The sequence below is a fragment of the Pseudomonas sp. R15(2017) genome (genome assembly GCF_002112685.1).
GTDB classification, from domain to species: Bacteria; Pseudomonadota; Gammaproteobacteria; order Pseudomonadales; family Pseudomonadaceae; genus Aquipseudomonas; species Aquipseudomonas glycinae.
Window position 1 is genome coordinate 237,342 of record NZ_NEII01000011.1, and the last position, 21,545, is coordinate 258,886.

At 57.9% G+C, this 21,545-nt stretch carries 14 protein-coding genes; 12 read left to right on the plus strand and 2 right to left on the minus strand.

The window, feature by feature from the left end; genetic code table 11:
• The first annotated feature begins 1 nt into the window (after nucleotide 1).
• Genes CAF77_RS22620 through CAF77_RS22635 form a run of 4 tightly spaced genes read left to right on the plus strand, consistent with a single transcriptional unit; the run spans nucleotide 2 to nucleotide 3,876 of the window.
• Nucleotides 2-1,225 carry a hypothetical protein gene (locus CAF77_RS22620; RefSeq protein ID WP_085655317.1) on the plus strand — a complete coding sequence of 408 codons (1,224 nt, stop codon included), beginning with the start codon at nucleotides 2-4 and terminating at the stop codon, nucleotides 1,223-1,225.
• A 33-nt stretch (nucleotides 1,226-1,258) separates the two neighbouring features.
• A complete protein-coding gene (locus CAF77_RS22625; RefSeq protein WP_064383881.1) occupies nucleotides 1,259-1,999 on the plus strand; it encodes a hypothetical protein in 741 nt (246 codons plus the stop codon).
• Nucleotides 2,000-2,057: 58 nt separating this feature from the next.
• Entirely contained in the window at nucleotides 2,058-2,561 is a 504-nt protein-coding gene (locus CAF77_RS22630) for a CS1 type fimbrial major subunit (protein WP_064383880.1), read from the plus strand.
• A gap of 52 nt (nucleotides 2,562-2,613) precedes the next feature.
• The gene (locus tag CAF77_RS22635) at nucleotides 2,614-3,876 is read left to right on the plus strand and encodes a hypothetical protein (protein WP_011335778.1); all 1,263 of its coding nucleotides are present in this window, start codon (nucleotides 2,614-2,616) and stop codon (nucleotides 3,874-3,876) included.
• A 52-nt stretch (nucleotides 3,877-3,928) separates the two neighbouring features.
• On the opposite strand, the gene CAF77_RS22640 is transcribed toward CAF77_RS22635, so the two are convergent.
• Together CAF77_RS22640 and CAF77_RS22645 are read right to left on the minus strand one after the other, a co-directional pair.
• Entirely contained in the window at nucleotides 3,929-8,851 is a 4,923-nt protein-coding gene (locus CAF77_RS22640) for an NEL-type E3 ubiquitin ligase domain-containing protein (RefSeq protein ID WP_085655318.1), read from the minus strand.
• A 283-nt stretch (nucleotides 8,852-9,134) separates the two neighbouring features.
• A complete protein-coding gene (locus CAF77_RS22645; RefSeq protein WP_085655319.1) occupies nucleotides 9,135-12,260 on the minus strand; it encodes a transglycosylase domain-containing protein in 3,126 nt (1,041 codons plus the stop codon).
• Between the two features lie 432 nt (nucleotides 12,261-12,692).
• Here CAF77_RS22645 and CAF77_RS22650 point away from each other — a divergent pair, with 432 nt between their 5' ends.
• From CAF77_RS22650 to CAF77_RS22685, 8 genes are all read left to right on the plus strand, one after another.
• Complete coding sequence (locus CAF77_RS22650; protein ID WP_011335773.1) at nucleotides 12,693-14,114, plus strand: amino acid permease; 1,422 nt, start codon at nucleotides 12,693-12,695, stop codon at nucleotides 14,112-14,114.
• 170 nt (nucleotides 14,115-14,284) lie between these two features.
• Complete coding sequence (locus CAF77_RS22655) at nucleotides 14,285-15,790, plus strand: glucosyltransferase domain-containing protein (protein ID WP_085655320.1); 1,506 nt, start codon at nucleotides 14,285-14,287, stop codon at nucleotides 15,788-15,790.
• Between the two features lie 108 nt (nucleotides 15,791-15,898).
• Nucleotides 15,899-16,273: a GtrA family protein gene (locus CAF77_RS22660; RefSeq protein ID WP_064383875.1), complete on the plus strand. Its 375-nt coding sequence runs from the start codon at nucleotides 15,899-15,901 to the stop codon at nucleotides 16,271-16,273.
• Complete coding sequence (locus CAF77_RS22665; RefSeq protein ID WP_064383874.1) at nucleotides 16,270-17,739, plus strand: UbiA family prenyltransferase; 1,470 nt, start codon at nucleotides 16,270-16,272, stop codon at nucleotides 17,737-17,739. Before CAF77_RS22660 ends, CAF77_RS22665 begins: the two co-directional genes overlap by 4 nt.
• A 66-nt stretch (nucleotides 17,740-17,805) precedes the next feature.
• Complete coding sequence (locus CAF77_RS22670) at nucleotides 17,806-18,309, plus strand: hypothetical protein (protein ID WP_085713966.1); 504 nt, start codon at nucleotides 17,806-17,808, stop codon at nucleotides 18,307-18,309.
• On the plus strand, nucleotides 18,263-19,315 hold the full coding sequence (locus CAF77_RS22675; protein WP_139831618.1) for a hypothetical protein: 1,053 nt from the start codon (nucleotides 18,263-18,265) through the stop codon (nucleotides 19,313-19,315). Before CAF77_RS22670 ends, CAF77_RS22675 begins: the two co-directional genes overlap by 47 nt.
• 47 nt (nucleotides 19,316-19,362) lie before the next feature.
• Nucleotides 19,363-20,673, plus strand: coding sequence for an FAD-binding oxidoreductase (locus CAF77_RS22680; RefSeq protein WP_085655322.1), 1,311 nt, complete (start codon nucleotides 19,363-19,365; stop codon nucleotides 20,671-20,673).
• Nucleotides 20,670-21,410 carry an SDR family oxidoreductase gene (locus CAF77_RS22685; RefSeq protein ID WP_085655323.1) on the plus strand — a complete coding sequence of 247 codons (741 nt, stop codon included), beginning with the start codon at nucleotides 20,670-20,672 and terminating at the stop codon, nucleotides 21,408-21,410. The genes CAF77_RS22680 and CAF77_RS22685 overlap by 4 nt, the downstream gene beginning before the upstream one ends.
• Nucleotides 21,411-21,545: the final 135 nt, after the last annotated feature.

Genomic DNA, 21,545 nt, shown 5'->3' on the forward strand with positions numbered 1-21,545 from the left:
GATGAAGAAAACAGCCTGTTGGCTGGGCTTGCTGAGCGTGCTGGGCACATCAGGTGCGCACGCGGCAAACCAGGAGATCCGGGCGCTGTTCCAGCCCGATCCGTCGCAACCCAATAAAAACGTGTTCATCAACAAGACGCCGAACAGTGGTTATTGCGCCAGTCATCCGGCCCAATGCGCGGACAACAACATGTTCAGTATTCAGGTGCCGATTCGCTTCAGCTCCTTCACCCCCATGTTTTCGGGTAACGGCGTGTGGGTAAAAGTGCCGTCCGAATGGCGACAGTTGAACGTGATCAATCATGAAACTCAGCAAACGAGCATCGTTGAAGTCCGTATCAGCGGTATCGGGTCGAAGTTTCAACTGAGTAAACCGGTCACCGAACTGACGGGACAGACCGATGTGCTTGAGGGGCATCGAAAGTTGTGGACCGGCAATTCCTGGGTATACGCGCCGCCGCCATGCGAGTACAGCGGCGTTGGCTATTACAGCCCGACCACTTACCAGTTTTTCTGGAAAACGCCTCAGCCTGGAACCTGCATCAAGACGGCTGCATTCGACGTGGGGCACATGTCCTTCGAATACCTCGATATCGCCTATGAGTTGCGCACGCCTGATCCTTTGAGCATGTCGTCCGGGTTGTACACCGGATCGTTGACCTACAGCGTCGGTCGAGGCAGCGCCGATTTCACGATGGGGCCGTTCATGGGGGCGGATGACGGCAACCTCACGCTGGATTTCGTGCTGGACGTACAGCACACACTGAAGGTGGATCTGCCACCGGGTGGCAACCGGATTACCTTGCAACCCGAGGGCGGGTGGCAGCGCTGGTTGAACTCAGGGCGGGCCCCGGAACGCCTGTTCAGCGACCAGACCTTCCACATCTCGGCCAGCTCCAGATTCAAGATGTACCTGGAGTGCGGCTCCGGAACGGTAACGGCCTGTGGATTATGGAATGAGGGGACCAACTACGGCACACCGATCATCGTCAGTGTGACCCTGCCCAACGGTTTGACCGACACCAGTGGACGGCCAGTCAAGCGACAGGAACTGTTCCCGCAGGAGTCGAGGGCCATCGTTTTTCAACCGGGAATCTATGTCGATCGCAAGCCCGGAACCCTGCATTTCGAAATCGACAAGGCCAACACCGAACGAATACTCAAGGCTGATCGTGGAAACAGGTATTCCAGTACGGTCGTGGTGATTTGGGATTCGGAAATCTGATCGAGTCACTGTACTCAAATCGAGGTTCTGCTGATGAAACAACTCGTTGCTCTGCTGGTGGCAGGTTTGCTTTTTCAAAGTGCTTACGCCGGTCCGAACATCAATATCGGCGTCGTCTACGACTATCTGGCCGGTGATAAAAGCACGTATCTGAAACGTGTCTACAACAGCGGTGACAGCACGGCATTCGTCAAGATCAATGTGCTGGAAATCATTTACAACGCCGATGGCACATCCTCCGAAGTGCCCGTGAAAGTCCAGGCCGATGCCAGTGCGCGGGACGGTCTGATGGCCAGCCCGGCCCGTTTGATCATTCCGGCCCAGGGCATGCAGGGCACCCGTTTACTGTTTATGGGCGAACGGGACAAGGAGCGTTATTTCCGGGTGCGGTTCGTGCCGGTGGTGCCGGAAAAGGAAGACGAATTCGCGGTCTCTCAGGAAGAGCGCGAGGACTACAAAAAGACGCTGACGGCGGGCGTGAACGTCATGGCCGGCTTCGGCACCATTTTCTTCGTGCGTCCGGCCAATGCGCGTTTCGACAGCGTGATCGAAGACAGTGCCGGTGCTTACAAGGTGCGTAACAACGGCAATACGGTGGTGGTGATCGATGAGTTCAAGAGTTGCTCGAAAACCGATGAAACCGACTGCGAGCCAACCACCAAGCACCATGTCATGGCGGGCAAGTCATTCGAGTTCGAGAAGAAACCGGGACGTGAATACCGCTTCATTCTGGTCGAAGGTGAGGCGAAGAAAAACCTGCGTGTCGCCGGGTGACAGCGTCCGAAGGCACAGGCAATTGCTCTTCATTCATGCAAGTAACGGGTATCGGAAAATGATCAGACAATGGATCGCTCTGACCTCAGCCAGCGGGCTGGCGTTGACGGGAACCTGGGCATTCGCCGCGCGCGAGGAGATCGAATTCTTCGTTTCGGTGGATATTCCCACCTTGAACTTCTATGTCATTCCCAGCGAGCCGGACTGGATACATCGTGAACAGCGCCTGCACTGGAATGTGCACACTTCGAAGCTGGGAACGCTGCGTCGCAACTTTGATGTGAAACATGACAGCAGTGCCATAGAAGCACGCCTGGAGAGTTTTCCCTACCTGACCAATGGCCGCGATTCTCGGGAAAACATCAATTTGCGGGTGACATTCAACGGCAAGGAGCTCACCAACAATCCGTTCCCGCTGCAAGTGGTGTCGGCCGAAGAGGCAAAGCTCGGCGTGCGGGTGCCCCTGGAGATCGAGCCCAGAGAGCAGGCCGGAGGCTACAAACCGGGTGATTACTACGGCACCGTCAACATCATGTTCAGCGCGGCAGCTCCGGCGGGGTAATTGAAGGACAACCTCAAGCATTCACCACGGCTTTCAGTGCAAGGAAGGGTCAATGGATTTCAGCTTTGGAACAGTCAGGACGTTCGGTAAAGGATGGTTTTTTGTTCACGTGCTCGCAGGAGTGTTTTCGTCCTCGGCGCTGGCGGTCACTCAAGAGATTCGCGCCAGTTTCATTCCCGATCCCGCCAATCCGCAAAACAATCAATTCATCAACCAGACCCCGCAGAGTGGTTATTGCGCCACATACGTCAATGATTGCAAGGCCTACAACCTGTCCGGTCTACGGTTGCCACTGCGTTTTTCCGCAATCCACGCCATCGAACCCGGAGCGCCCGAACGGGCCGGGGCGACGCTCAAGGCGCCAGCGCAGTGGCGAAGTCTGAACGTCTCGAATGTGGTGACGGGGGAGTCGCATCCCGTGGAAATCCGGATCGGAGCCCTTGGATCGCAATATGTCCTGAGCGACACCGTGACCGATCTGACGGGTGCCTCGAACGATCTGGAGGGACACAATCGATTGTGGGTCGGTGGCTCATGGGGAGGTGCGCCCGGCTCCTGTCAGCATGGCGCGATGGCCACCTACGGGCCTGACAGTTATACGTTTTTCTGGCGGACCCCGAGCGATTCGGCGTGCAGCAAGGCAGCAGCCTACTCCATTCCGTGGATGACCTACGACTACCTGGATCTGGGTTACGAACTGCGCACCCCCGATCCCTTGGTCATGTCGGCGGGGCTGTACACGGGGGAACTGAGTTATTCCATCGCGCCTGGCGGCGACTTTGACATGGGCGACAACATGCTGCCGGACAATTCGAGCCTTACCTTTCGCTTCGTACTGGATGTCCAGCATGTACTCAAGGTCGCCCTGCCGCCGGGTGGCAACAGGATCGAACTGGTGCCGCAGGGCGGCTGGCAGGCCTGGCTTCAGGAAGGACGCCGGCCTGCACGACTGTTCCGGGATCAGACCTTCAACATTTCCGCCTCTTCGAAATTCAAGATGTTCTTCCAGTGCGAGTATGGCGGTATCGGTGCCTGTGCCCTGCGTGATACCGAAACCGGCTCGACGTTCCCGCAGGTCTACCTCAGCGTGAGCCTGCCTCACGGCATCACCGACATGGCCGGTCAACCGGTCAGACAAAGGCCTCTGACGGACGATTCGCAGGGGACGATCTTTCAACCCAAGCGCGTTCTGGAGCGGGCGGCGGGCACCTTGCACTTTGAAATACCGGCGTTCTACGTGGAGCAGATGTTGCAACCCGGCAAGGCCAGACGGTATGCCGGTAACATCACCGTGATCTGGGATTCGGAGGTCTAGGTCGCGCCTGTGCCACGCCCTGAAGGCAGCTGCCTTCAGGGCGTGGCGAGGGTCAGATCCTCGCCCGGCTCATGGCTTCGCGGGTCAGCCTTCTGCTCAGTTCCTTCTCCTGATAGCCGATGTCTCGCAGCAAGCGTTCGTAGGTCTGGTCGCTCATCGGTTCTGGTGTGAAGACTTCCTCCTCGGGTACGGACAGTTTGCGGGCAAGCTCACTGAGGGCATGCCTGCGCAGATAGCGTTGTTCCGGCGGCAGCTGTGCCGAACGAACCCAGTCCTCCTGGGCCGAGCGCAGATCCTCCAGCAGATCGAATTTTTCCAGGTGAACACGTTTATTGCTTTCGAATTCTCCAGGCCAGGTCTCACGCAAGTACGCTTCCCAGAACGGCTGCTCGATCATCTGGTTGACCAGACCGTCGCCTGTTTCGCGCTCGATCACTGTGTCGTACGCACGGTCGATGGTCGCGTCATCGACCCCGGCGACCGGGCGAAACTTCATGGCTTCGGACTGCCAGGGCAGTTCCAGGCGTTTGGCCAGACCGGTTTCATAGGCCAGATGCACCTCGACCTCATCGGGGTTGCCCTCGCGCGCCCGGATGTCTGCCCGGGCAATTTCGCCGACTTGTCCAAGGCGCGCCGAGCCCTTGGCCAGCGTTACCAGCTTGCTTTCCAGTTCCGCGCGGTGGGTGGAAAACGAGCGGGCCTCGGAGGCAAGTACCTTGACGCCCATGTTGTTGAACAGTTGGGCGCCGGCATCCTCGCAGCCTTCAGGATCGGTCGACATGAGGAACAGGTCTTCGCGCAGCGGCGTATCGATGTCCATGGCACCGATCATTCGCCATACACGGTCGGTCAACTGGTCCTGCGCCTCTCCCCCCTGCTCGTAATCGGCGGAACGGGTCAGGTCTTGCAGAACCCTGAAAAATCCGTCGGAACCGGGTTCGCTGGCCACCGCATGCCAGGCTTCCGCCCGGTAGGCACCCACGCCCGCCGTTTCTTCCATAAAGGACGTGTCGACAGAGACGGGCCACCGTTCGAGCAGGTCATCGGCGACAGTGGAATAGGTGTCGTGAGGGGCCCTGCCCACCGACGTTCTGTACGCCTCGAACGTGGCGCGCGCGGACGACGACAACCGATCCCCGTGAAGTCGGGAGCGTGCAATCAGCTGCGCTTCATTGGAGCCCAGAGGTACCTGGGGGACATCCCTGATCGTGTTCATCCGCAGGTCCAGAAAGAAGCCTCGAGGCCGGGCCTTCGCAAACAGCCCCTCGGGCCAGGTGTCGATATGGGCGTTCACCAGGCTCAACACCTTGAGTCTGGGCATACGCTCGATATTCGGCGGCGTGCCCAGAGGGTTGTCATCCAGCCTGAGGGTTTCAAGGCGTGTCAGATTACGCAGTTGCTCAAGGGCGGGAGGCGTCAACCGGATCTGATTGTCGTTCAGGCGCAGTGTCTCGAGCAGCCGCATCTTGCCGACGCTTTCAGGGAGTGCGGGCAATCCACAGCCTCTGGCGCTGAACTGGCGCAGATGATGAAAGTCCTTGAGCAGACCGTTCGGTGCCGGGGAGAACCGTGAGCCATCCAGGTTCAGGGTCGTGACCTGTTCGAGCCAGGGCTTGAGCTCGCTCGGCATCTCCCGCCACCAACGTTCAAGGTCATGGGCTAGAAACTCCTTGGACAGATCCAGCGCATAGCCGCTCTCCAGGCTCGTGGAGCGCTCGCCGAACACTTCGGACTTTCTTTCGAAACACTCCAGCAGCCGGTCGGCAATGAAGCGTCCGCCCTTGCGATGATAGTCCCAGTAGCCTTGAGGCAGGTTGGTATCGGCGGCATCGGGATCCCAATTGCTCAGGTAGCGTTGTCGCCACTGTTCGAGTTCCTGCTTCAACGTCTTGAGCTCGCGTTCAAGCCGATCGATATGCGCATGAGGATCGCCATTGGCATGCAGCGATCGGCTGAAAGCCGCTACTTCGTTTTCGTTGAAATGCGGATAGAGGTTCCTGACTTTTTCTTCCACGGTCCGGGCCTCTCTGGACAGTCCCCCTCCGCGCAGCAGCAACTCGGTTTCCAGTGGTACGACCGGGCGGATCGGGGGCCGGGCGAGTAATGTCCTGCGCTCGGCGGGCGCCTGGGTTTTGGCCATCACCCATTGCCTGAACATTTCTCCCTGCCCGGTGCGATAGCCCAGGGCCGCGCGCTTGTCAGCAGGCAGCGCCTGCAGGATGGCCTCATACAAGTCGCCGCCCTCGTGCAGCTTATGGTTCGCGCCGTCGCGCACTTCATATTGGCCATGTTCGTCCCTGATCAACACACGTCGGGTCGTGGCCTCTGTACTGCCTGCGCTGCAGCGTAGCGGACCGTCATAAGTGCCTTCGCGCACATCGATGCGTAAATCGGCAAACGTGTCGGTATGAAACTTCAGGGCATTGAGGGTCAGGCGTTCGGTGTCGGGCCCCCTCAGTGCCGGCTCATGCAAGCCTTCAGCCGCGCGCGCAGCGCTGACCTCAAAAGCGCTTTCCCGGGCCTGGTCCCTAAGGCGCAGCGGGATGCGTCGCTCCTCGAGCATGACCTGCTGTTCATCGGGAGTCGCTCTTGTCAGCAGGGTTTCAGCGACCCTGGAAGGCAGTTGCGGATACTGCTGCTGCAGCAGTTGAACCCGGGCATCGCTGTTGTGATCCTTGAGTCGGTACTGGTACTGGAAGATGTCCGGCGTGCGGGTTTCCACGATATCCGCCAGTTGGTTGCGCAAGACCTGTGCCCGTTGGTTTTTCGGATACTGGTTGCCTAGCAACGCTTTCATTTGCGTATCGTCCAGGAAATTCACGAGCCGCTCCGGGAGCTTGCCGGCCATCATGTCGGCCAGGCTGATGCCGAGCGTCTGCCGGTCCGTGGCTTGCCGGTTGCCGTACTGGCGATAACTACCGGTCAGATCGGCGTTTTCATAAACCTTCAGGGCTTTGTCGGCCGGCCAGCCGGGCATGTCCGGCACCATTCGTTCAAACCAGTACGAGGCCGGGTCCAGCGGCTGCCCCGAGCGGATCAGCCGGCCCACGTTTTTGGCCTCATTCCAAGTGTTGAAGCGTGTGAGCGTGTCGGCCAGCAGGGGCGGGGGAGCGGCATTTTCGACGTGCATGCGTCGCAGCGAAGCTTGCGGCGTCCCGCTGATATTGCGCAGGTGATCCTGTTCGGCGGTGGTATAGCCATCAACGCTATGACCAAGGCGCTGCATGAGCCTGGGGCCGTGCCAGTCCTGCGGTTTTTCCCCCTCATGGACCCAGGCTCCCTGACCGTTATGGCGCAGCTCGGGCGAATAGGCGTTTGGGCGTGTCGGGTGGCGAATCCGATGAAGTCCGCTGCGCGGGTCGCGCTGCACTTCGTAGTGCTTGCCCTCGAGTGGCAAGACAATCTTGCCGGCATGCCTGTGCAGCCCCAGTGCATCGGGGCGTGATGTCTTCGGTGGCGCCAGCTGCGGTTGTTCGTAAGGTCTGAGGTCCGGGTGCCAGAGACGGGTTTTACCGTCGAACGACTGTACCGGTTTCATTCCCTCTACCAAGAGTGACGGTTTGAGCCCCAAAGCGTGACCTGTTTCAGAACCGGCGGCAAAGATTTCCAGTTGCAGGACATCGGTCAGGACTCCCACCACATATTCTGCCGTCTCGACCCAATGCCCCTGGATCATGTCCACCACGCTCTCGACGGCGTCGTTGACGATCTGATAAGCGGTATAGGCCATCATCAGTTCGCCCAGTCCCGGAACAAAGGGCGTCATCACCAGTAGCGCGGCATTGAAGATGTCCGAGGCGATCTTCTTGAAGTTCTCCCACCAGGCCCAGCGCGCGTGGCTGTCGGCATCGGCGGTCGATACTGCGAGACCGCGCGCGTCGTTGAGAATTTTATTGAGTCGTTGCTGGTACAGATACGTCCACAGGGGGGCTGTGATCGGCGGTGCGCTGAATTGCAGCTGAGGTTTCTCGACCGGGGTTTCCCGCCAGGACGGTCGCGGATCCCCCGGTTCCCTGGCGTACCATTTGACATACGTCAGGCGCTGCTCGAGCCCGGCGAAAAAGTGCCCGCGCTGTTCCTGATCAACAAACTGGCTGAAAAACTGGCGATAGCTGATACCGGAGGACGGCAGCGTTCTGTTTGCCCGTAACTGGCGTGTCAGCTCGTCCATGAACGCCAGTGTCGAAGCGTATTCCTTGAGCGGGTGGTCGGGGTCGTGCGGCACGTAGGCAATCATTTTCTGCGAGTGTTGCGCCTGTGCCGGGTCGGGGCGAATGATCACGATCCCCGTCAAGGTCAGGTCCATCAGGCCCAGATCGCAGACGCACATGGCCTGACCGTCGAGTACCAGATTCTGCCGGCCCAGCAACAGCTCGCGAATCAACACGTAGGCACCGGGGCCAATGTCCTTTTTGATCTGCGCCATGCGGGCGGCAGCCTTCAGCTCAGCTTGCTGACTTTGCTCGACGCGTGTGCGCAGATAGGTCTCGGCGACTGGCTCCTTGTTCAGCAGGAATGTTTCGAGATGGGCCCTGTACCGGGCCCCGATGTCCAGTTCCCGGCACAGCGTCTGAAACTGGCTGATGCTGATTGTTTTGCCAATCGGCGAGACGTCGAACAAGTCGCGGGCCGCATCGGTTTTGATAATGAATGTCGAGTAGTGTTGATAGGTTTCATCGTGCGCGAAGTTGTGCAGCGCGGCGTCGAGCATTGAAACGGTGCGGGCCCGTGACGCTTTCGTGATATCAATCACGTACCAGGGGGTTGTCGCCGCCTCGTAGAGTCTGACGTATGTATTTCTCACATCGACTTCGACATTGAACTGTTCGAGCAACTTCTTCTTCAGCAAAGGCTCGGCAAATGCATAAACGTCCTGAAGGCTCCCGAGCATTCTGTCAATGCGGTTCTGCGCGCCCCAGGCGCGGCGGTTATCGGCGGACAGGCGTTCCAGCTCGGCATCCGGAGTCGTGACCATCCATGACTCACGGTTGAGTGACGCCTTTCCCAGGGCTCGGGCCCGATGCAATTGCATAGCCCTGAATACCGGATCGATGCGCGATTTAATTAAATCGTAATGTTGCCCTTTATATGTGGATGTTGCTGTCATTGTGCAGGCCTTGAACAAGTAATGAATTCTCAGCCTAACGTTCAATGTCTCGATTAATTAGTTTAAATGCCTGTTGTCTCCGTGTCGGGTTGATACGTTAATCATTGAATATTGATATGTATAAAACACATAACTACCGCCCACTATCGGTTCAATCTGAAGCCAGGGCCACGGTCGTTGTCTGCGGGGCACGGCACTGTGAGTCGCTGCCCGGTTGCAGGTAAGGCATCAGAATCGGCGCCATGCCCTTGAGGACCTGTACCGGCAAGGCCGAGGTGAACTTGAAGTTCTCCGCCGAACGCCCCGGCACGAACGCGGTGAGCGTGCCGAAATGGTGGTCGCCGATGTAGAACACGAAGGTCGCCGTGCGGTTGATCGATTTCGAGCTGAGAATTCGCCCGCCGGAGCCGATGGCCTCGATCCGGTTGTCACCGGTACCGGTTTTTCCACCCATGGTCAGCGGTGTTCCATCAGCCAGTTTGAAACTGCCGGAAACACGTTTGGCCGTTCCCGAGTCCACCACCTGCGACAGCGCTTCACGCATCGCCGTGGCCACTTCGGACGGCATCACCCGTTTGCCGACGTGAGGATCATTGACCAGTTTCGTTTCGTAAGGCGTGCCGGCGGCAAAGTGCAGACTGTCGATGCGCAGGGTCGGCATGCGCACGCCGTCGTTGAGAATGGTGCCGATCAGTTCGGCCAACGCGGCGGGGCGGTCGCCGGAACTGCCGATCGCGGTGGCCAGCGACGGCACCAGGTGATCGAATGGATAGCCGACTTTCTGCCAGCGCTGATGGATGTCGAGGAACGCTTCAATTTCCAGCATGGTTCGGATGCGACTGTCGCGGGCGCCCTTGTGCTTGCTCTTGAACAGCCAGCTGTAGACTTCCTGGCGCTCGAACTGGCTGGCCTTGACGATGTCCTTGAACGTCGCGTCCGGGTGGTTGAGCAGGTAGCCGATCATCCACAGGTCCAGCGGGTGAACCTTGGCGATGAAACCCTGATCCGGCAGGTCGTAGGTGCCGGGGCCGTAGGCCAGATAGAGCCGTTCCAGGCGTTCGTCGGTGAGTTTTTCGGTGATTTTGACGCCCTTGAGATGCGAGCGCACAAAGGTGTTGAAGTCTTCCTGGCTGGCGTCGGGCAGCAGGTAACGGTGCACGGCGGCCATGCGGATCGGAGTCGGGCGCATGCTGTCGAGGAAGGTGTCGAGCCGGGCCTGGGTGTCCTTGTTCCGGTACTTTTTCCAGAACTTGAGCAGGAACGAGGTGCCCTCTCGGTCGGCGAACGAGGCGAGGTATTCCTGACGTCTTGGGTCGCGGTCGTCCTTGAGCAGTTCGGCGCTGTTGTTGGGACCTGAGTAGGTGGTGTAGCGCACCAGATCGCGCATCAGGCGAATGAACGGCAGGTTGATCGACTCGCGCAGGGCATCGCGCAGGGTCGGCAGGCGGCCGTTGTCTTCCTTGCGAAAGTTATGGAACACATGCAGGCCGCCACCGGTGAAAAACGCCTCGCCAGGACTGGCCGAGTATTTGCGGTCGAGGGCGGCGGAGAGCATCTTCGACAGGTCGTGATCCTTGTTCTGGATCAGGTAATCGATCACCCACTGGCTCAGGCGATCCTGATCCGGTACCTCGACTTTTTTCAGTTCCGGCGCGCTCATGGCCCCGTACTTGTCATGCAGCTCCGCGATGATTTGCAGGTAGGTGGTCAGCACCCGCATCTTGGCTGTGGAGCCCAGTTCCAGCTTGCTGCCCTCGTTGATGTCGAACGGCTGGTCGGTGCTGTCGGTCTGCACCCGCACGCGGGAACCGTCCGGGGTCAGCTCGAAGAGGGTGAAGCTGTAGCGCACCTGAGTGGTGCTGGTGGGTGTCAGCAGGCGTTCGCCCATCAGGCCGATTTCAGCGGCATAGGCCGGGTCGGCGAGTTTCTTCAGGTAAGTGGTGGCCTGGGTTTGCAGTTCGCCTTGCAGGGTGCTGGTGGCGGACAAGTCGAGGCGGTCAAGGTCGTACAGCGGACGGTTGAGCATCGACGCCAGCCGGCTGCGGGCGACACTGATGCCCTTGTTGGTTTCGATCGGCTGAATCGTCGGCTGGGTCTGCCAGTCGCGGTAGCTGATGGTGCTGGCCAACGCGGCATCGGCCAGGGCAGCGTCGATCACGCCGTTCTGCTTGAGCAGGCGCAAGTGGCTGTTGGTCAGTTCGACCAGTTCTTCTCGTCCCTTGGTCAGGTAATGCGAAGGGCGGCGCTGGGCGATCATCAGCGAGAGCATCTCGCGCAGGGCCAGGCCCTTGTCCGCCATGGATTTCGGATCGGTGGCGGTACTGGCGAGTGTTCGGTTGGCCTCGTTGAAATCGGCGCCATACCAGACCCGCAGGCCCTCGGCCATGCCATGTACCTCACCATGCCCCGGCACCGCCGACAGCGGCACGCTGTTGAGATAATCGCGAACGATGTTCTGCCGCGCCGGCAAGGTGTCCGGGCCACCCTGATAGGCGCGCACGCTGGCGGAAATCATCTGGCGGATTTTCTCCGCGCCGGACACCGTCAGGCCATCGGGTGAGTGGCGGTATTTCTCAAGTTGCGTGGCCAGGGTACTGCCACCGGCCGACTGCCCCGGCAAGTGCAGCAGCTTGGCAACTTGCGACCACGCGGCCATGCCGAAGCGCGGCCAGTCCACCGCCGGGTTGGCCAGCGGTTGCCTGGGGTCGAGCAGAAAGCGGTTTTCGATAAACAGCAGGCTGTTGACCACCACCGGCGGAATCGACTCGAAACTCGAATACAGCTGTTGCGGATAGTTGTACTGATACAGCGGCGCGGCCCGGCAATCGGTGATCGACAGCCCGGCCTGGATCTTCTCTGAATAGGGCACGAACAGGCCCTTGTCAGTGTAATTGAGCAGGGCCGGGGAGAAGCGAGTCTGCTCGGTGATCACGTAGTTGCGCTTGATCAGCCGTGGCAGGAATTCGTCCAGCGAGCTGTAACCCAGACGCAGATCGAACGGACCGTTGCCTGGATAGCGGATCGCTTCGCTGGGCCCCGGTTGCAATTCGTACTTGAGTTTGGCGGCGTACTGGCTGACCTCGCGGGACTGAAAACGCGAGGTGCGCATTTCCTTCATCGCAGCCAGGCCCACGACAATCGCGATGATCACCACCAGAAGCCAGAAAGCCTTCCACCCGTGCCGATTGCGACGGGGTTTTTCAGGGACAGGCGCTTCATCCACACGTTCAGTCGGAACCACTTTTTCACTCGAATCGGTTTGCCACAAAGCGCCCATAGTCGATTGATCCATTCACGCAGATTGATCGGACTTGTCTGAAGCTTAGTCGGTGGTTGGCGTCGGTGAAAAAATTGTGAAGAACGGTGGCCGGCGTCATCTGAGTAAACCTTCAGACCCGGTTGCGGCATGACGTTGCACCATTGCTGTGCAATACTCCGCGCCCATTTGTGCGGTGAATAATCCTCGAAATGCAGGATGATTTGTCTCGTAAACCGCAAGATTGTCGAGGTTTACGTCTGAATCAGATGCCTTATAGAGTGAAAAAACCTGTCGCAAGCTTTTTATACTGCACGGCCCGCTGATCCCGCAGGTTGCTTCTGCGGGACGGCCCTGCCCACGAGGCAGGGCCGGTTTTACCCAGGCGCAGGCTTATCGGCCGACGCTGAACACTCGGTGGTCACATCCAATAACAAGACGAGGAAGTCCCCCATGCCAGTCGGCAATCACCCGCCCCATGGCGAAACCGCTCAAGGCGGTCCGCTCAAACGCGAACTCGGTGAACGGCATATTCGCCTGATGGCGCTCGGCGCCTGCATCGGTGTCGGTCTGTTTCTCGGTTCGGCCAAGGCCATCGAAATGGCCGGCCCGGCGATCATGCTCTCGTACATCATCGGCGGTCTGGCGATCCTGGTGATCATGCGCGCCCTCGGCGAAATGGCCGTGCACAACCCGGTCGCCGGCTCCTTCAGCCGTTACGCACAGGATTACCTCGGCCCGCTGGCGGGCTTTCTCACTGGCTGGAACTACTGGTTCCTGTGGCTGGTGACCTGCGTCGCTGAAATCACGGCGGTGGCGGTGTACATGGGCATCTGGTTCCCCGATGTGCCGCGCTGGATCTGGGCGCTGGCGGCGCTGGTCAGCATGGGCTCGATCAACCTGATCGCGGTCAAGGCCTTCGGTGAATTCGAGTTCTGGTTCGCCCTGATCAAGATTGTCACCATCATCGCCATGGTGCTCGGCGGCATCGGCATCATCGCCTTCGGTTTCGGCAACGACGGCGTGGCGCTGGGGATTTCCAACCTGTGGGCCCACGGCGGCTTCATGCCCAACGGTGTGACGGGTGTGTTGATGTCGCTGCAAATGGTGATGTTCGCCTATCTGGGCGTGGAAATGATCGGCCTGACCGCCGGTGAAGCGAAGAACCCGCAGAAGACCATCCCGAATGCGATCGGCTCGGTGTTCTGGCGGATCCTGTTGTTCTACGTCGGCGCGCTGTTCGTGATCCTGTCGATCTACCCGTGGAACGAAATCGGCACCCAGGGCAGTCCGTTCGTGATGACCTTCGAGCGTCTGGGCATCAAGACCGCCGCCGGCATCATCAACTTCGTGGTGATCACCGCCGCACTGTCGTCGTGCAACGGCGGCATCTTCAGCACCGGTCGCATGCTCTACAGCCTGGCGCAGAACGGTCAGGCGCCGGCCGGTTTCGCTCGCACCTCGAGCAACGGCGTACCGCGTCGGGCGTTGCTGCTGTCGATCTTCGCCCTGCTGCTGGGCGTGCTGCTCAACTATCTGGTACCGGAAAAAGTCTTCGTCTGGGTGACATCCATCGCCACCTTCGGCGCGATCTGGACCTGGGTGATGATCCTGCTGGCCCAGCTGAAATTCCGCAAAGGCCTGAGCGCCAGCGAACGGGCCGGCCTGAAGTACAAAATGTGGCTGTTCCCGGTCAGCTCCTATCTGGCGCTGGCGTTCCTGGTGCTGGTGGTCGGCCTGATGGCGTACTTCCCGGATACTCGCGTGGCGCTGTATGTGGGCCCGGCGTTCCTGGTGCTGCTGACCGTGTTGTTCTACGTGTTCAAGCTGCAACCGAAGGATTCGGTACAGGGCGCGATGCGTTCGGCTTCGTAATTCGTTGTCGCTGAAACCTGAAAGCCCCGGTCGAAAGTCCGGGGCTTTTTCATGGGTGTGAGTTGATGCCGCTGGTCTGAAATCAGCGCAAAAAACGACTTCTGATTCAGAGTCATGTTCGAAGGTTTATCTACGTTGTTTCCAGCGCAGCCGTGAACAGAGGCGCAGGTATGAGGATCAGCGATTTTCTCGTACGAGAACTAGGCCGCCGTCAGGTCGTACTGTTCTTCCTGATCGCCACGTTGCTCTACATCCTGCCGCTGATCCTCGCCGACTTCCCCTACATCGACGACAACTGGCGCACTCTGGCTGCCGGCAATGCCTGGGCGGCGCAGGGGCGGTTGTTCATGGACTGGCTGTATCAGGCGCTGACATTTACCGGCGCAGCACCGAACATTTTTCCATTACCGCTGTTGCTCGCCACCGTAGTGATGTCGTTCGCTCTGACCCGGCTGACCTTCCATTATTTTCCCGAACCGACCCTGGCCTGCTGTCTGGTGCCGTTGCCGCTCTGGTACAACCCCTTCCTGTTGCAGAACCTGTCCTATCAATACGACGGGGCCGGCATGGCACTGAGTCTGGTCGCGGTGATTTACGCGATCACTTTTTGCGGCGCTTCACGCATTCAGCGATGGCTGGTGCCGTCAGCGTTGCTGGCGCTGGCGATCGGGCTGTATCAGATCAGCCTGAATGTGTTTCTCGGGTTGTGCTGCCTGGAATTGCTGCGCAATGTTCATCGGCAAGTGCCGTGGGATGAACTCTGGCACCGGTCAGGCTGGCGGCTGGCGCAACTGCTGCTGGCGGTGCTGATCTACAGCGTCACGGCCTATCCATTCACTGACGCCGGGCGCGCGCAATTGCTCAATCCCGGCGCCGATCCGTGGCTGCAGATCGGCATCAATCTCGCTCGGGTGATGGAGAAGGTTGCGCTGCTGTTTCACGGCGGTTACACGGCGGTTTTTATTGCGCTGGTGCTGTGTGCTGTGACCGGCGCCGTGCAGTTGGGGCGGCAGATTCGCGAGCGCCACCTGTCCCGCGCCAAGGGCTTGCTGCTGAGCTTCAGCTGCCTGCTGGCATTGCCGCTGGTTGTGCTGCTGGTGCCGGGCATGACCCTGCTGTTTCGCGATTTCAATGAAGGCGCACGCGCCCTGATGGGGTTTGGCGTGCTGTTGATGTTGCTGTTCTATCTGGCCTGGCTGGGGTTGATGCCGCTGCATCAACGGTTGCCTTTGGTGTTGGCGATTGCGCTTCTGGCCACGCTGTCGCTGTCCTTCGCTTATGGCCGGGTGCTGACGATGGAAAAAACGTTCGCCAGCAGTGCGCTCTACAGCCTCAGCCACGACATCTCGTCCCATCGAGAACTGCGCGAAGCCAAACGGATTTATCTCTCGGTGACGTACTCCGACCGCTGGCTCGCGGGGGCGGAGGGGACGTTCAAACAACTGCCGGTGCTGCGTTACTTGCTGAACATCGACTACTTCATGCTCGCCGAAACCCTGCCGTCGGCGGGCATCACCAATGTGGTTGCAGAACGCGAACGGCGCAACGCGACCCACGCCGGTCTGATGGGCTATCCACCCTTGGTGGACAGCCTCTATTACCGCCTCTACCTGATCGGCGACTACGGCTTCATCGTCATGAAAGAGCCGCCCCACGGGCGGTTATTGCAATGGTGACCGTTGGTCAGAAACCAGCGCCTACCTGTAATTTCTGACAGTAGACCGCACCCGTACCTTGCCCTAGCGTGAAAGCCCCGCCCGTTGCAGTGACAGCAAGGATTGACGATGAGGATCTTGTGGAAAGGATTTCCCGCGCAAACGGCAATCGGCCTGGCCGCAACGCTGGTTCACTGGCAGATTTTTTTTGTACTGAGCAGCGCGGTTCAGTTGGACCAGTCTGCCAGTAACTTCGCCGCGTTTTGCATTGCCGCATCCTTCTCGTTTTACATGAACGCGCTCTACACGTTCGAGACCCGAACGTCGGTGGTGGCGTATCTGATGTTCATGAGCGTGATGGGTGTTTTGAGTTATGGCGTGGGCGTATTTGCCGATTCACGCAATTTGCCGGGGCTGGTGACGGTGTCTGGGTTTTCCCTGATGAATCTGCTGCTGGGGTACTGCTTTTTCCGGTTTGTGCTGTGTCGGGAGCGCCAGCCATGAACGTATCTCTGCCTGATGCACCGTCGGTAAATGCCCCTTGCCTGTCGACGACGCCATTCGTCATCGATCTGGACGGAACGCTTCTGAAGACTGATCTGTTGTTCGAATGTGCAATGGCCTTTATGAGGCAGGCCCCGCTGCAATGTTGCAAACCCTTGATCTGGCTCGGTCGCGGTCGATCCTACCTGAAAGAACAGTTAGCTCATGCAACGGCCATCGATGTCACGACATTGCCCTACGATCCGGATGTTCTATGGATGATCGAGGCGCAACGCAACAGCGGCCGGAAAATAGTGCTGGCCACGGCCAGCCATCATTCGTTGGCGTTACGCATAGCTGAGCACCTGAAGGTGTTCGATGAGGTTTTGGCAACCACGCTTGAGTGCAACCTGTCGGGGATGAATAAGCGTGATTTGTTGGTGGAGCTGTACGGTGACGGGGGATTCGACTACGTCGGCAACTCACTCGACGATCTCCCGGTATGGCGTTCCGCCAGGCAAGGCTATGTCGTCAATCCGTTACCGGGTGTCGAACTTGCCGCCAGGCACTTGGGCAACGTCGTTCAGGTGGATCGTGCCTACGCTTCGAACTTCAGGAGTTGGTACAAAGCCTTTCGCATTCATCAATGGGTGAAGAACACCCTGATTTTTATTCCCTTGCTCGCCGCGCATCAACTGGTCAATCCGATGTCGTTGTGGTACGGCGTGCTGGCCTTCCTGTTTTTTGGATTATGCGCATCGGGTGTCTATGTTCTGAACGACCTGCTTGACCTTGCCGATGATCGCAAGCATCCAACCAAACACGCTCGACCCTTCGCCAGTGGAAATTTGTCGATCAAGTCCGGGTTGATGGTTTTTCCTCTGCTGTTGCTGGTGGCCTTCACGGGGGCCTGGATCTGGCTGCCGCGTCAATTCGTGGTGGTACTTGCCTGTTATTACTTGCTGACGCTGGTTTATTCGCTGGTGCTGAAGCGGCTTATGGCGCTCGATGTCATTGCTTTGGCCCTTCTATATACCCTGCGCATCATTGCTGGCGGAGCTGCTTTCGAACTGGAACTGACGGTCTGGATGCTGGCCTTTTCCATGTTCATGTTTTTGAGCCTGGCGCTGATCAAGCGCTACGCCGAACTGTTGTTGGCGCTCAACAGCGGCATCACCGGGAGAACCGGCGGACGCGACTACTTTCCAGCGGATCTGGCAATGCTCTCCTCGTTGGGCGCTGCATCCGGGTACCTGGCTGTCATGGTGCTGGCGCTTTACATCCATGACGGTGCGACGACCGCGCTGTATGCGCACCCTCGCTGGATTTGGCTGGCCTGCCCCGTGCTGCTGCTCTGGATTACCCGAATCTGGTTGCTGACCCATCGCGGCCGGATGAATGACGACCCGGTGGTCTTTGCCGTGCGTGATCGCCTGAGCCTGGCAATGGGCGCAGTGTTTTGTCTGATTTTCTGGGTGGCGGCATGAAACGAATAAGCCAGAGCACACCGTGCCTGTGGCTATTCATTAGGCTGATCAAGGGTTTAATCAAAAATGGGTGAAGTCATAACCAGCGTTTCCGCAAGTCAGCGCATAAGCGCTCCGGAAGTATGGACAGCCGTATTCATTTTTTTTGTTCCGGCAGGTGTTTTGTTTCTATCGATCATGATGATGAATCATGGTGTGATGATCTATACGCTGGATGATCCATATATTCATATGAAGATGGCCAGGAATATATGGGCGGGGCACTACGGAGTTAACGCGGGAGAGTATTCTGCCCCTTCGTCAAGCATTATATGGCCTGTTTTGCTTGCGCCTTTCTCAATGTTGGGGGATGCGTTTTACTATGCGCCACTGGTGCTGAATATCATCTTTTCGCTTCTGACTTTTCTGTTGATGTTTGATTTGTTGAAGCGCTTGAATCGTCAGTTTTCGGTGCTGATCGCGATGGGGTTGTTTTTTTTCGTTGAATCTATATGGACTTGTCTTCAACGGGATGGAACACAGCTTGCAAGTTTATCTGACGGTTTTGATTGCCGCAGGTGTTATTCGTAAAGAGTTTTTCGGAGAACAAAAAGTATCGATCGTTCTGTATTTGGCGATTTTCTTGCTGCCGCTGGTACGTTACGAAGATTTGGCAATTTCCTTTCCCGCCTTGGGCTATCTTTTTATGAGCGGTGAGCGCTGGAGAGTAGTTTATTGTGGTGTTGCCATACTGATGGCCCTTGCAGCCTTCAGCCTGTTCCTGCAAAGCGTCGGACTCGATGTGTTGCCATCTTCGGTACTTTCCAAATCAGATATTTCCGATCTTCAATCCCTTGCTGCACATGCGCTGGCGCAATTCAAGCTATGGGGTTGGGTGGTTTTCGGTGTGTTGATGCTTTGCTGTATTTACTCCAGAAGAATGGCACTGGTGTTGCTGTTGTTAAACGTCACGGTGCTGCATATGGTATTTGGCAAGTCGGGTTGGTACGGCCGATATGAAGTGTATTGGCTTGCATTTGTTTCGCTTTTTTTTCTGGTGGCCTGCAGCAGGTATCTGAGCGGGCGCTGGATGCTAGTGGTATTCAGTTGTTTGCCTGTGGCCTTTACCAGCTTTGTGTATGTGACATTGAGTACGCCATGGGCATCTGCCAATATCTACAATCAACAGTACATGATGGCATTGATTGCCTCTCGTTTGAATGAGCCGTTAGCCGTCAACGATTTGGGGCTGGTTTCATTGGTGACCGATCAATATGTACTAGACCTCACCGGTCTGGCGAATTATGAAGTGTTGAAATTTGGGCGCTTGGAAAGTAACTCGTTGTGGATCGGTGATTTGATGAGGCGTCACGATGTTAAATACGCTTTTATTTATGACGAGTGGTTCAGCAAGCGGCCGGCGTATTTTATAAAAGTTGCCAGTTTGAAGTTGGTCGTTCCAAATATAACCTCGGCAGAGGACTCAGTGTCTCTCTATGCAGTGGACTCAGTATCCGCTGTCAAACTTAGAGGTGTACTGAGGGCGTTTCGTGAGGAAGAACACAGCAACAAGTTTGAAATCAATTATTTCGAGTGACTCACGAAACTGTCAACGGGCTCAGTTACCGCAGGGAGAATACTCAATTGTCGCTCTCGTCATGGGGCAATTACCCCTCCGCTCCACAAACCGGCCATCCATGCCACTGGCAAACCGACCTGGGACCGCAGTGGCATCGGGTGGTCGAAATTTACGGCTCTTCGTTGCCCTTCGGCAATGGCCGAAGCTATGGCGACAGCTGTCTGGCTGCCAGTGATCATGTGTTGCAAATGCGTACTCTGAATCGCTTGATAGATGCCGATTGGGATAACGGCTGGATTTGTGCCGAGGCCGGAATCACCTTGGGCGAGATTCTGCAACTGGCCATCCCGCGCGGCTGGTTTTTGCACGTTACGCCCGGGACGCAACATGTGACGCTGGGCGGTGCGGTGGCCAATGATGTGCACGGCAAAAATCATCATCGCTGCGGCACGTTTGCCCATTCTGTGATGAGTTTCGGTTTGCATCGATCCATGCAACCGCCGATGGTGTGTTCCGCATCGGAAAACCCGCAGTGGTTTGCAGCCTCAATAGGAGGATTGGGCCTTACGGGGATCATCACTTGGGTAAGTCTTCGCCTGCGCAGAATCCAGTCCAGCCTCATCGATACCTTGCGGGTGCGCTTTGACAGCTTGAAGGCATTCTTTGACCTGTCGGGTGAAATGGATGCCGGCCACGAATACAGCGTTGCGTGGATCGATTGTCTGGCCAAGGGGAGTGCGCAAGGGCGGGGTGTTTATACGGCCGGCAATCATTGCGAAACGGGTCCGCTTGAGGCTGCCACTTCACATTCGCTGCGTTTGCCGATTCGGCTGCCCGTGTCGCTGGTCAATCCAATCACATTGAAACTGTTCAACCATTTTTATTGGCAACGGCAACCGGTAATCAGGCAATGTCGCACGCTTGCTTACCGTCCATTTTTCTATCCACTGGATAGCATCGAGCACTGGAACCGCCTTTACGGACACAAGGGCTTCCAGCAGTTTCAGTGTGTCTTGCCAAGCTCGGTGGCCCCAGCGGCACTGGCCGAACTGCTCAAATCCATTGCCCGCAGCGGCAGCGGATCCTTTCTCGCAGTACTCAAGCGCTGCGGCGATATCGCATCGCCCGGGCTGCTGTCATTTCCAATGCCGGGCACCTCACTGGCGCTGGACTTTCCACAGAACAAAACCTTGAGCAGAAAACTCCTGCCGAGCCTCGATGCCATCGTCCGGGAAGCGGGTGGCCGTTTGTATCCGGCAAAGGACGCCCACATGAGCGGCAGTGATTTCCGCCGAGCCTATCCCGCCTGGGAGCAAGTGGAAGCGATGCGTGACCCGGCCCTGATTTCCCGTTTCTGGCAGCGAGTCATTCAATGAAAAAAATACTCATTGTGGGCGCCACATCGGCGATCGCCAGCGCTTGCGCGCGTCATTGGGCGGCTGAAGGCAGTCAGTTCTTTCTTGTCGCCAGGGATGCGCCAAAACTGCGACAGACCTGCGCCGACCTGCAAATACGCGGTGCGAGTGCGGTTACGCCGTACGTGATGGATGTCAACGAAATCGCCGCGCACTCGATGATGTTGGAGAACTGCCTGGCGACATTGCAGACGGTGGATATTTGCCTGATTGCCTACGGCTCCTTGCCGAATCAGACCGCGTGCGAAAAAAGCATCGAGCTGACTGTGCAGGCATTCGTCACCAATGGCACTTCGGTGATTGCGCTGCTGACGCTGCTGGCTGACCGGATGGCTGTCCAGCGCAGCGGCACGCTGGCGGTTATTTCCTCGGTTGCCGGGGATCGCGGGCGGCCCGGCAACTATGTCTACGGTTCAGCCAAGGCAGCGGTTTCCACATTTTGTGAAGGTTTACGCCCACGTCTGTTCAAGTCGGGCGTGCATGTGATCACGATCAAACCCGGATTTGTCGATACGCCGATGACGCAGGGGCTGAAGATACCGGCGTTACTGGTTGCACAACCGGAGACAGTCGCCCGACGGATTGTCGCGGGCATCGAATCCAGGAAGGCGGTGCTTTACGTACCCGGATTCTGGGCTTGGATCATGTGTCTGATACGGGCTATACCCCAGCCGATTTTCAAGAGACTGAATCTATGAATCAGTCTGTGAAGCTCTCCGGATGGCGCTATCGAGTTCTGATCGGCTCGGCAGTCTGCTCCGCTCTCGTTTATCTGGCTCTTTCCCTGTGGGGCGGAGGGGCGGCCGTGAGCGCGGCGGTCAGCCGGGTGGGAG